Source organism: Syntrophobacterales bacterium, assembly GCA_031274925.1.
GTDB lineage: Bacteria > Desulfobacterota > Syntrophorhabdia > Syntrophorhabdales > Syntrophorhabdaceae > PNOM01.
Map to the genome: position 1 here is coordinate 34,833 of JAISPL010000005.1, position 12,668 is coordinate 47,500.

The window sequence follows — 12,668 nt, forward strand, 5'->3', positions numbered from 1 at the left end:
TATCGTATCCATTCGAATTTTAAAGGAGAAGAAGGAATGCAGATATTTCACGCGATGGTTTTGAGAGTAAGTAAAGTGATGGATGTGATCGGAGGGGCCATCCTGACGCTCATGATGCTGATTACTGTGCTGGATGTGGTCTTGCGTTTCCTTAAAAAGCCCATTACGGGTACGTACGAACTGGTGTTTCTGGGGGGTGCCGTGGTCATTGGGTGTGCGATTCCGGTGACATCATTGGAGGGAGGGCATGTGTGTGTGGATTTCCTGCTGGAGCATTTTTCGGCAGGAATCAGAAAGGGCTTCATTCTTTTCACGAGGATACTGGGTATGGCATTCTTTTTTTTGCTGGGAAGCAATCTTTTCCTGCTGGGTACTGATCTTTATAAATCAGGCGAGGTTTCACTCACCCTGCATGTGCCTTATTATCCCGCCGCCTATCTTCTGGCTCTCTGTGCATTCGTGGAGTGCCTTGTACTCCTTTCGTCGTTCATAAAGACCATATCTGGGGGAGATCATGAATGAGACTATCGTAGGGGTCATCGCACTCTGCCTGTTGCTAGGATTCTTCCTCACTGGTATAGAGTTGGCCTTTGCCATGGGTATTATCGGGGTGGCAGGATTTGCTTATCTCGTGGATGTACCGGCAGCCATGGGACTGATGGCCAACGATTTTTTTGATACAGTTGCAAACTACGGGCTCACAGTTGTTCCACTTTTCGTGCTTATGGGGCAGATCGCATTCAACGCAGGCATTGCGAAACGTTTATACGATTGCGCTCACAGGTTCCTCGGCCATATTCCTGGGGGTTTGGCTATAGCGACAGTCGCTGGGGCGACGGCATTCAAAGCCATATGCGGATCGGTTGCGGCAACATCAGCGACTTTTGCGAGCGTCGCTGTGCCCGAAATGACAAAATTCGGGTACAGCAAGAAGTTGTCTACCGGTATTGTCGCCATAGTCGGCACCCTCGGATGTCTTATCCCTCCGAGCGTGGTGTTGATTATATTCGGCATCGTCACACAGCAGTCTATAGGCAGGTTGTTTCTGGCTGGTATTATTCCGGGACTACTTATCGCGTTCTTCTTTGTGATTGTTATCTTCGGGTGGTGCAAAATAGACCCTGCCCTCGGACCGAAAAGCGAGAAGTATGCGTGGGCAGACAGGTGGAAAACAGTCCCTGATGTAGTGTGGCCTGTGGTGATTTTTTTTGTCATTATTGCGGGCATGATGAAGGGAATCTTTACACCCACGGAAGCGGGCAGCATCGGGGCTTTCGCCGTGCTGGTACTGTGTATTGCCAAGCGGAACATGAATTTCAAAGGATACGTGAAATCGGTGAAGGAATCCCTGAGAACCGCATGTATGGTGTTGTTGTTGGTCGCCACATCCAGCATGCTGGGACATTTCATTGCCGTGACCAATATGCCTAACCATCTCGGTCAATGGGTCCTGAGCCTCACGTTACCGTCATATATCATTGCATGCATGATTCTTCTCATCTATCTTGTCGGCGGTTCGTTTATTGACGATCTGGCATTTATGATTCTTGCAACGCCGATATTTTTTCCCATAATTACCAAGCTTGGGTACGATCCTCTCTGGGCAGGTATAATGGTAGCCCTTACCGTGTGTATAGGATCGGTTGTTCCCCCTGTGGCGATATGCGTCTTCATAGTCAGAAACATCACGAAAGTACCGATGGGTGTGATCTATTCGGGTGTCTATCCCTTTCTCATTTCACTTGTTCTTGTAGTCGTACTCTGTTTTTTGTTTCCCCAGATCGTCCTGTTTCTGCCGAATCAGCTCATGAAATAGGGTGACAAAACTTGTTTTAAGAGGGACTGAAAGAAATTATTAAGCGTGGTTAAATGGATTTGAAATCAACAAGAACGGTGGCAAAAATAGCACCCTGCAGATTGTTAAGAATTTACATAATGGGAGGAAAGGCATGACCATAGGTGATCTACTTGTAAGAAATGCCCATAAGTTTCCTGATAAACCGGCCGTCATTTCGGAAGATATGACCCTTACTTTTCGTGCCCTCAATGAAAGAGTCAACCGATTGGCTGACTTTCTTATCAATGCGGGACTTGAGAAGGGTGACCGGGTCGGCGCCGTTGTTCATAATGGTCATCAGTTTATTGAGATCTATTTTGCTGCCGCCAAAGCCGGCGGTATCTTTTGTCCTTACAACAACCACGTGAAAAACGAAGAGCTCAGAGAGTTGATCCAGTACTCGTCGCCGAAATTTCTGTTTTTGGACAGGGATTTCGGCGCCATGATTGCGGGACTGAAACCGGTCCTCAGTTCTGTCACACACTATGTCTGCCTTCAGAAGCCGGAGTGGCCCGGAATGGAAGACTATGGACAGAGCATTGATTGCCGAAAGACTGAGGAGCCCAGGTCAAAAATATCGGAAGATGATGTGTTGAGTATAATCTTTACGGCAGGTACTACAGGGAAGCCAAAAGGGGCAATGAGGACTCACCGGCATCTCATGTCCGATGCCGTTGCAAGCTCTATAGACCTCAGAGTCGAGTATGACGAAAGGGTTCTTATCGCGTTTCCCATGTATCACGTGGCAGCCGAAGACAACATAGTAAGGCATTATTTTATGCCGAATACGATTTGCATCAAAAAGGAAGGGGGCTTCAACCCCATAGAAATCCTGGATTATATCTCAAAAGAACGAATAACAAGGTGTCATTTCGTGCCGACCATGATCCACAGCCTCCTTCAGATACCGGATATCAGGAAGTTCGACCTTTCGAGCTTGAAACTTATCCTTTATGCAGGTTCGCCCATGCCGGCTGAATTGCTCCGACAGGCGCTTGAAGTCTTTCCGTGCGGGTTCGCCCAACTGTATGGTCAGACGGAGAGCGGGCCTTTTACGACGGTCCTGAAACCAGAAGATCACATCGTGAACGGCTCAGCCGCAAATCTGAACAGGCTCGCGTCTTCCGGAAAACCGGCACTCAATTATGAGATCAGAATTGTGGACGAGGACGATAGGGATGTGGCTGTCGGAGAAGTGGGGGAGATTATCGGCAAGAGCGAAGCAATGACCATCGGCTACTGGCAGATGCCCGAAGCAACGGCTGAAAAGTTGAGAGGCGGGTGGCTCAGAACCGGTGATCTTGGCAAATTCGATGAAGAGGGTTTTATCTATATCGTGGAAAGAAAGAACGATATGATCATATCCGGTGGTGTGAACATATACCCCCGTGAAGTGGAGGAAGTGCTTTACCGGCATCCTGCCATATCCGAGGTGTCAGTAATTGGCATACCGGACGAACATTGGGGTGAAGTGGTGAAGGCGGTGGTAGTCCTCAAGAACGAGGCGTCAGCGACCGAGGCGGAACTGATCGCGTTTTGTGGTGAGTGCTTGGCCGGCTATAAGAAGCCGAAGACCGTTGATTTCTGGAAAGAGTTGCCGAAAAGCCCCCAAGGAAAAATATTGAAAAAAGAGATTCGTACCTATTACGCAGCCAAGTGATGGAGAACTGGTTTTGGATAAAAATAGGCAGGGCCGGTCGTTGACTGACCGGCCCTGCCTGAGTAACTGACCAGTGTTGCTTCTTCTGTTGAGCTAAATTTATTTCCTCAAGATATAGTTGTTTCAGGAATCAATCCCGATCCTCTCTTGGGAAGAGTATTGTGTCTCTCATCATCCTCTCGTCTTTTGCCGTAGTATAGCCTTTACAGACGGAAGAGTAACCCATGGCCTAAAGCGTACCATTCCTGCTTTCGTGGTGCCGTTTATGTTTGTCCTATCGCTTACAGGATAGGACTCTTTTTTTGAAGGTCCATGTCTTATCCATGGACGTTCGCTGCTGTGGTTTCGGCATGGCAGGCATTGCTGGAGGCGCAAACTCTTGATTTCTCAAGCGGACTTTGTTGTCGAGAGAATTGATCTCATCGCCCTTGGATTTCTCCTGGCCTGCTCATCAATAGCCTTAGATATTGTGTTACTGCATGGTCTTGATTGGCCTCATGATGATATGGCAAAAGATCACGATAAAAAGGGTTACTATTGCGCCTACAGGAAAATAGCGATGTAACCCCAAAAATCGAGTTCAATACTGCACACCGGTTCCATTGACCCATGCTGGCCAATCATGCCGGGATGCTACAGTCCGAAAATAGACGCCCTTAAACGGGATAGTTATATGTTCCACCCGCCGGAGACGGGAATTGAGGCGCCTGTTATAAAACCTGCGTCTTCAGAAGCAAGAAAAGCTACTACCCGCGCGACATCCTCCGGCTCGCCGATCCTGCCCAGGAGGGTTTCGGAAAGAATAGGCGCCTTATATTTTTCCGGCATTGCTATTATCGGAGGGGTCCGTATCAGTCCGGGCACCACTGCGTTCACTGTCACGCCGTCAGGGCCGGCTTCTCTTGCGGTAGTTTTCGTCAATCCCACGACTGCTGCCTTCGCGGTTGCGTAGGCAGCCTCCCCCTTAGCTCCCAGAAGTCCATAGATGGAGCTTACGTTGATGATTCGGCCCCATTTTGTGGCTCTCATGCCAGGCAAAAAGGCTTTAGTAAGAAGGAAAGGGACTATGACGTGAATTCCCATGACCTCGTTAAAATCCTGTGTATCTATTTTCGCCGTGACGCCTGGGCGGTCAAATCCTGCATTATTAACGAGGATGTCGATCCTTGCCTCCGCCTTGATTTGTTCTGTAAGCTTGAGGAGCGGTTCCGTATGGGTAAGATCAATGATGTGGGCAAGAACCGAAGCCGCGCTCGCAGACAAGTGTTCCACGACCTTGGGTAAAGTACCCCTGTTCTTGTCGATAAGTACCAGTTTTGCTCCCCTCTCGGCAAATACTTCTGCGCAGGCTCGGCCGATACCCTGACCTGCCCCTGTGATGAGCGCCGTGCGGCCGGTGAGATTCATATGGATTCTCCTTTCTTGGTGACTGCCTCTGCAACACGCAGTCAGCGGTTGTATGATTAGATTCCAGTTTAACGAATACTGGAAGAACTTACAAGTAATTCACAGCTCTACGCTCTGGCGGCTGCCCCCCTTGGCAAGCGTAGGCGACCGGACCATATAATTTTTTAATCTAAGGATACCTGAGTTGTGGTAATCTTTATCAAACGCCAAGTAGTCGTCGGGGCAATATATTCAAGGAGGTCAGGGAGATGGCATTGCCGATTATACTCAGCAAAGGAAAATTTACCGCTCAGTTCCGAAGGCGGTTTTTCTCGTACTGTGAGAATATAAATGCAGGGGATTATCCGTTGACCAGATGGAAGCAGTGGACGGATAATCCGGCCATCGTTATATTTCGAGCCGTCCGGGACGGAAAGACGGCCGGTTGGATCGCCTACGACAAAAGTAGAAGCAGAGTTCAGGAAATCTGTATTGACGGAAGAGGCAGCATGCCTGAGCTCTGGACGGCGATGATGGATGCCCTTATCGTTCGTGAGAATTTGATTGCATTCGAGCTGCTGGCCGACGATGCGGGCAAATATAACTGGGCTGTGGAATATGGTTTCCGACCCACTCATACATTCAAGATGAACGGCGGCATCCCTCTTGTCCAGATGGATTTGAGTTGGGCGATACTTCGCGAGAAGCTGGATGGGCTCCAGCCCGCAGCGGCTTACAGGACGAAAGAGAAGGTGGCTATCGAGAGGGTGCCTGAAACCAGTACCAATGAAGAGGTCAAAACAGGGCTTCGACGCCTGATACGTAAACTGGGTGGGCTGAAGCGATTTGTAAAGCCGGGCCAGACCGTGGTTATAAAGCCGAATGTGGTGAGCGACCATGGATTGAAGGATGGCGAATATAAGGGCGGTATCATCACAGACATAAGGGTGGTGAGGGCCTTGACGGAGATCCTTCTCCCTGTCGCTGCAAGAGTAATCATTGCCGAAGGGTCTTCAATAAACCGGAGCGAAACCTCCAAAATGTTCGCACATTACGGCTATGACAGGCTGGCGGACATGGATAGAAAAAAAGTGAGCCTTGTAGACCTTAATAAGGATGATACGACAGAGAAAACGATTCTCGGTGGAAAGCGGATGGTTTCCAGAAAGATCCCCCTTACCCTTGAAAGGGCGGATGTCATCATCAGCGTACCGGTCCTCAAGATACATTTTGCGGCTGTGGCCTCCCTGAGCATCAAACATCTCCAAGGCGCCGTGCCTCCTCTTGAAAAGTACATGACACACTTTTTTGGACTCTGGCAGAATCTGGTAAACATTCATCACGTGATCAAGCCTAAACTGACAATTATAGATGGGCTTACCGGTCAGGAGGATTTTGGACCTGTGTCTGGGGTACCGAAGGAAATGGGCCTTCTTATCGGAGGAACAAATCCAGTGGCCGTCGATTCCGTTGCCATGAAGATTATGGGACTTGATCCTCTTGCTTCCCCGCCTGTGTGGCTGGCCTATATGCAGGGTATGGGGCCTGTTGAAGAAAATATGATCACAGTCGTTGGTCCAGGGATTGAAGAGGTAATGAGTCCCTTCAGACAGCCCGCCATTGACCTTACGGGAGGCAGGGATATCACGATCCATGCCGATCGTGCTTGCCCTGGCTGCAAAGGGTATCTTCATTTTGTGCTGAGCAAGCTAAGGCGACCTGACCCCAAGGACCCGAGTCGGCTGCTCATTGACCGGCCATTCAATAAAAGGGTAAATATTTTTCTCGGACCTGCTGGAGATGGTATGGCAAGACCGGAAGAGAATAATGAGAATAATGTCTTTATGGGCATCTGCCAGCAGCATTATGAATGGGCTGGTACTCATCTCCCAGGCTGTCCTCCTCATGCAGAGGTTATCATGAACGGTATATTCGAATTGTTTCCAGACGTTGAGAGGCCTCAGTATGCGGACAAGACCGAGGAGGCGAAACTGAGCGAAATGTTGAGGGAAGTTCTGAGCATGGACAGGGCCTGACATGCGGTTCATCGCGGATCTCCACATTCATTCCAAATACTCCAGAGCCACAAGCTCGGCTATGGAGCCGGAGGGCTTGTGGAGATGGGCTCAGCTCAAGGGGATAACCGTAATGGGCACGGGCGATTTTACTCACCCGAAGTGGTTTATGGAACTGACCGATAAACTTGAACCCGTAGGGAACGGGTTGTTTACGCTAAAGAAGGAGATGCGCCCAGGGGGTGTTCCGGAGTCGTGTAAAAGAGAGCCTTTCTTTCTTCTCTCGGTGGAGATTAGTTGTATTTACAGCAAGAATGGAAAGACCCGAAAAGTACACTGCATTGTTTTTGCTCCTGATCTTGCCGTTGCCGCGAGGATAAACCTTGCCTTGTCGAAGATTGGCAATATCGGCTCGGATGGGAGACCAATTCTCGGGCTTGATGCAAAGGATCTCCTTAAGCTTACCCTTGATGCTTCACCAGAGGCCATGCTTATCCCCGCTCACATATGGACTCCCCATTTCTCCGTTTTTGGCGCGGCGTCAGGCTTTGATTCCCTGGTTGAGTGCTTTGAGGAGCTTACCCCTCATATCAGGGCCGTGGAAACAGGCCTTTCTTCGGACCCGCCAATGAACTGGCGTCTGTCGGCCCTTGACGGAATCACGCTTGTATCAAATTCCGATGCCCATTCACCGCAAAAGATTGGCAGAGAAGCGAATATCTTTGACACGGAAGAAATATCATACAAGGCGATTACTGCGGCGATTGCGGATGGAAAAGGTTTCTCTGGGACAATTGAGTTCTTTCCTGAGGAAGGGAAGTATCACTACGATGGCCACAGGACATGCGGAATCAGTCTTTCACCAGAGGAAACGATCCGTTACGGCTATCGTTGTCCGGTATGCGCCAAACGCGTAACTGTGGGTGTGATGCACAGGGTCCAGGCGCTTGCAGAAAGGGAAGCAGGCTTCATACCGTCGACCGCCACCCGCTATTACTCCGCAATCCCACTCCCGGAGGTTCTTTCAGAGGCCATGAAAGTTGGTGCGGGCAGTAAGACAGTGATGGCTGAATATCTGAAGCTCCTGTCAAAACTGGGAAATGAATTTAAGATACTTCTTGATACCCCTTTGGAAGAGATAGAGCAGGTCGGCAGTGCGCCTCTTGTCGCGGAGGCAATTGCGAGGATGCGCACCGGAGCTGTGCATATCAAGCCCGGATACGACGGAGAATACGGGAAAATCAAGATATTCGAAGAATTTGAGCGCAGGGAAATGAAAGGGCAGATGCCTTTGCTCTGAAAAAACTTCCATAATGTAATTGAACGACAATCAACGGCCCGCTGAATCGGAGCGGATGATGAGAATATGTCCCGTTTACTCGAAGGCTTGAACGAAGAACAGAGGCAGGCGGCAATCACTATATCGGGTCCCGTACTTGTATCGGCAGGACCTGGCACAGGCAAGACCCTTACCATCGTTCGGAGAATCGCATATCTCGTTGATCATGGCGTAAGGCCGGAGGAGATCATTGCGGTAACGTTCACGAACAGGGCGGCACGGGAGATGCGGGAGAGGGTAGACGAGTTTATGGGAAGCCGCGCATCGGGCATGTTCATAGGGACGTTTCACCTTCTCGGCCTCAGGATAATAAAGGAGAACTTGAAGAACGGCATGGCAGTATGCGACAGGCGGCGACAGATTGATATTCTTGAACCGCTTTCAGGCGGTCGCAGAAGAGCGGAACAGATGGCCGAGGCAATATCGAGGATCAAGAGTCTCATGGAAGAGCCGCAGGATATGGAAGTAAGCAAGCTCTGTAAGGCCTATGATGATGAATTGAGGAGACAGAGCTTGTATGACTTCGATGACCTGATACGCATTCCTTTGGCCATCCTGGATGACGAAGCCGTGGCTGCTCAATACAAAAAAGTGTTCCGATATGTGATGGTAGATGAGTACCAGGACATCAATCAGGCGCAGCATAGACTTACGCGACGCCTTACAGACGGTGATAGTAATATCTGCGCTGTGGGTGACCCTGACCAAGCGATTTATGCCTTCAGGGGAGCTGATATGAAGAATTTCCTCAATTTTGAGACAGACTTTCCGGGAGCTTCAATGATCACGCTCACCAGGAACTATCGCTCATCCAAGACCATTCTCGACGCGGCGTCGGGGGTAATACGGCACAATAGAGAGAGACCGGCCAAAAACATTGAGGCAATAAGGGCAAGAGGAATGGAGATTACGGTTATATCCGCCCCCGACGAGAGGAGGGAGGCCGAAATAATCGTGAAAGAAATCGAATCAAGAATGGGCGGGACAAGCCATTACGATCTCATGAAGAGAACGGATGATTTCGATTGCTCGGATGGCTCCTGCGGATTCCTTGATTTTGCCGTGATATTCAGGACTAATTCGCAAGTCAAAGTTTTAGAGGAGGCTTTTTTTGAGTCCGGGATGCCATACCGGGTAGTGCGAGGTGAAGCTTCGGCAGGGATAAAGCAAGTTGCCGAGGCGCTGAAGGAACGGGCTGACGAGAGTTTATCTGTCTTGGACATTCACGATTTTGTTATAGCTTTGTGTGAGGAAAAGGATGTAACAGAAGATGACCTGGCCTTCCTTTGCCAGATTACTTACGCATATGGCAGTCTCCCCGCGAGCGAAGCCATCGACGCGGTTTTGAATGAACTGGTTCTTCTTTCTACAGGAGACGGATATGACTCCAGGGCTCAAGCTATAACCCTTATGACCATGCATGCCGCAAAAGGCCTGGAGTTCAAGGTTGTCTTTATCGCAGGCGTGGAGGATGGGCTCATTCCATTTGGAATTGTGGCGGAAAAGACAGAGATAGAGGAAGAACGCAGGCTCTTCTATGTCGGCATGACACGAGCAAAAGACGAGCTTCTCCTTACACGTGCGCGGAGCCGCTTCCTGCGGGGCCGTCGCAATGTCTCGCGGCCATCTCCTTTCCTTCTTGAAATTCCAAAAGAATTTATAAAGGAGAGAGTCGTGGAAGACAAGAGGTTGGCCCAGAAACAAAGACAAATGAAGCTATTTTGAATTTGTGGAAATTGCAGCGTCCATCCGGCTGCTGGACCGCCCTTTTCATTGCGGGTGAGGCTCTTTCGTGATAATCTACTTTACTTATAGAAAACGGACGCATTGCGGTGTTGTGATGGTCTAGAGACAGATCGGGTGGCCGTCGGTAGGAGGATATATGGGAAGCAATACACTGAAGGAATGGGACAAGCAATACGTTTGGCATCCCTTTACACAGATGCAGGAATACATGGAGACGGACCCTTTGGTGATTGAGCGGGGCGAAAGGTTTCATCTCATCGACTCAGAGGGGAAAAGATATATTGACGGCGTCTCGTCGTTATGGGTTGTTGTTCACGGCCATGGCAAGAAAGAACTCTTGGATGTTATACGCGATCAATCGGAAAAGCTTTGCCATTCAACACTGCTCGGGCTTGCGAACGCCCCATCCGTGCTCCTTGCAAAAAAACTTGTCGAGATAACGCCCCGGGGACTTTCCAAAGTTTTCTATTCCGATAACGGGTCCACATCGGTAGAAATCGCACTTAAAATGGCGTATCAGTACTGGCGGCAGCGGGGAGAAAAGAAAAGGAAAAGATTCGTCTGTTTTAGCAATGGTTACCATGGCGACACCGTAGGATCTGTCAGCGTGGGGGGGATAGATTTGTTTCATAAAATATACCGCCCGCTCCTGTTTAAAACTTTCAAATCTCCGTCGCCTTACTGCTACCGGTGTCCCCTCAAGCTTGCAAAGGAAAGTTGTGGCACGGCATGCATCGGAGAATTTGAGAAGATCGTAAAAAATCACAAGGACGAGATTTGCGCTGTTATAATTGAACCACTCGTTCAGGGTGCCGGAGGTATGATTGTGCAACCGGAGGGGTTCATTTCATCGGTCTCACAGATCACGAAAGAACATGGTATTTTTTTGATCACGGACGAAGTGGCTACCGGTTTTGGCCGGACGGGCAAGATGTTTGCTTGTGAAAAGGAGAATGTGCATCCGGATTTCCTTTGCGTGGCAAAGGGTATCACCGGCGGATATATGCCTCTCGCCGCAACATTGACAACAGACGAGGTGTTTCGTGGTTTTCTTAGCCGATTTGAAGATTTCAAGACTTTCTTTCACGGACATACGTACACTGGCAATCCGCTGGCATGCAGTGTTGCGGTCCGAAATTTGGAGCTTTTTGAGGCCGAGAAGATTGTTGAAAATATGAAGCCAAAAATAGAGACACTCCGAAACGAACTTAAGAAGTTCGCCGACCTGCCTCATGTGGGAGATGTGCGACAGGAAGGGTTTATGGTGGGGATTGAGCTTGTAAAGAATCGAAAAACTAAAAAGCCCTATGTTCCTGGCGAAAATATGGGACACAAGGTGATTATGGAAGCAAGAAGCAGAGGCGCGGTCATAAGACCTCTCGGGGATGTGATCGTGCTTATGCCTCCGCCCGCTATCGACGAAAATACGCTGGAGGAACTTGTGGCGATTACGTATGAAAGTATCAGGGCGGTGACGGAAAGATGCTGAATAACGAATAGCCGGAAAAGCAGTGAACATTCATCAGCGAATAGTGAATAATCCAGAGGCGGGGGTGTTGGCCGCAGAGAAAGAGTTGGCCGGTCATCTGCCGGGAAATTAGGAAAAACCGTTACAGACGGGTCTTTTAGCACACCGACTACCAATGGAGGCCAACATAGCCCAACAAAAAGATTCCTATGAAAACCATTGCACAACGAGCCCTTACAAGCTCCATCGCGCCTAAAACCTGAAAAATAGTGAATCTGTCGCAAGAAGTACTTGCAAGTTTAAATCTGTTGTGCTATTATCTCACCCATGTTGACGTTATTGCAAAACACGAAGGCAGGGAAGGAAATATGAGCCTGCGTATTAGTGGCAGTATACTTGGATATGAAACCGGATGTTTACCGATGCCTGTCAGCTGTACTCTAAATGAGATGCACGTCTCAGAGGTTCTTGGTTGCAGTTCTGTTTCAGCTTCAAATGTCGAGGAAGAATTCGAAAGACGTTTTAGTAAAATATTTTTTGAAATCGCTTGACAATAGAAAAAAAATAAGTATACTTAACACTGCTTCAAGGTTGAGCAGTTAACAATTGTTCTTTGAAAAGAAAATAGTAGGTCCTCGTTCAAGTATGATTTTGAACAATTTTTAGTTTGATCTGAGAGTTTGATCCTGGCTCAGAACGAACGCTGGCGGCGTGCCTAACACATGCAAGTCGAGCGCGAAAGTCCCTTCGGGGGCTAGTAGAGCGGCGGACGGGTGAGTAATACGTGGATAATCTATCCTTGAGCCCGGGATAACTCTGCGAAAGCGGAGCTAATACCGGATAAGACCACACAGCATAAGCTGTGGGGTAGAAGGTGGCGCATGTATTTATACAAGCTATCACTTGAGGCTGAGTCCATGGCCTATCAGCTTGTTGGTGAGGTAAAAGCTCACCAAGGCGATGACGGGTAGCTGGTCTAAGAGGACGACCAGCCACACTGGGACTGAGACACGGCCCAGACTCCTACGGGAGGCAGCAGTGGGGAATATTGGGCAATGGGCGAAAGCCTGACCCAGCGACGCCGCGTGGGTGATGAAGGCCTTCGGGTTGTAAAGCCCTTTCGTGCGGAAAGAACAGTCCTGCGACTAATACTCGCGGGATCTGACGGTACCACAAGAAGAAGCACCGGCTAACTCCGTGCCAGCAGCCGCGGTAAT

The 12,668-nt window shown here is 49.3% G+C and carries 9 protein-coding genes and 1 rRNA gene (1 of these 10 only partly in view); 9 read left to right on the forward strand and 1 reads right to left on the reverse strand.

Features of this window, described 5'->3' with window-relative positions; all coding sequences use genetic code 11:
* Positions 1-36: 36 nt before the first annotated feature.
* The 4 genes from LBQ00_00750 (at position 37) to LBQ00_00765 (ending at position 4,062) form a co-directional block, all read left to right on the forward strand.
* Positions 37-522 (forward strand): TRAP transporter small permease, encoded by a 486-nt coding sequence (locus tag LBQ00_00750; GenBank protein ID MDR2017410.1) that lies wholly within the window; start codon positions 37-39, stop codon positions 520-522.
* The gene (locus LBQ00_00755) at positions 515-1,816 is read left to right on the forward strand and encodes a TRAP transporter large permease (protein MDR2017411.1); all 1,302 of its coding nucleotides are present in this window, start codon (positions 515-517) and stop codon (positions 1,814-1,816) included. Before LBQ00_00750 ends, LBQ00_00755 begins: the two co-directional genes overlap by 8 nt.
* 133 nt (positions 1,817-1,949) lie before the next feature.
* The gene (locus LBQ00_00760) at positions 1,950-3,497 is read left to right on the forward strand and encodes a long-chain-fatty-acid--CoA ligase (GenBank protein MDR2017412.1); all 1,548 of its coding nucleotides are present in this window, start codon (positions 1,950-1,952) and stop codon (positions 3,495-3,497) included.
* A 379-nt stretch (positions 3,498-3,876) separates the two neighbouring features.
* Positions 3,877-4,062 carry a hypothetical protein gene (locus tag LBQ00_00765; GenBank protein ID MDR2017413.1) on the forward strand — a complete coding sequence of 62 codons (186 nt, stop codon included), beginning with the start codon at positions 3,877-3,879 and terminating at the stop codon, positions 4,060-4,062.
* A gap of 104 nt (positions 4,063-4,166) precedes the next feature.
* On the opposite strand, the gene LBQ00_00770 is transcribed toward LBQ00_00765, so the two are convergent.
* Positions 4,167-4,904, reverse strand: a complete 738-nt coding sequence (locus LBQ00_00770) for an SDR family oxidoreductase (protein ID MDR2017414.1) — start codon at positions 4,902-4,904, stop codon at positions 4,167-4,169.
* A 248-nt stretch (positions 4,905-5,152) separates the two neighbouring features.
* Here LBQ00_00770 and LBQ00_00775 point away from each other — a divergent pair, with 248 nt between their 5' ends.
* The 5 genes from LBQ00_00775 to LBQ00_00795 all read left to right on the forward strand — a co-directional run.
* Complete coding sequence (locus LBQ00_00775; protein ID MDR2017415.1) at positions 5,153-6,919, forward strand: DUF362 domain-containing protein; 1,767 nt, start codon at positions 5,153-5,155, stop codon at positions 6,917-6,919.
* A 1-nt stretch (position 6,920) separates the two neighbouring features.
* On the forward strand, positions 6,921-8,198 hold the full coding sequence (locus LBQ00_00780; protein ID MDR2017416.1) for an endonuclease Q family protein: 1,278 nt from the start codon (positions 6,921-6,923) through the stop codon (positions 8,196-8,198).
* A 66-nt stretch (positions 8,199-8,264) separates the two neighbouring features.
* The gene (locus LBQ00_00785) at positions 8,265-9,962 is read left to right on the forward strand and encodes a UvrD-helicase domain-containing protein (protein ID MDR2017417.1); all 1,698 of its coding nucleotides are present in this window, start codon (positions 8,265-8,267) and stop codon (positions 9,960-9,962) included.
* A gap of 157 nt (positions 9,963-10,119) precedes the next feature.
* Positions 10,120-11,472, forward strand: a complete 1,353-nt coding sequence (gene bioA, locus LBQ00_00790) for an adenosylmethionine--8-amino-7-oxononanoate transaminase (GenBank protein ID MDR2017418.1) — start codon at positions 10,120-10,122, stop codon at positions 11,470-11,472.
* 647 nt (positions 11,473-12,119) lie between these two features.
* Positions 12,120-12,668: ribosomal RNA gene (locus LBQ00_00795) — 16S ribosomal RNA — on the forward strand; it runs 1,013 nt beyond the window's last position.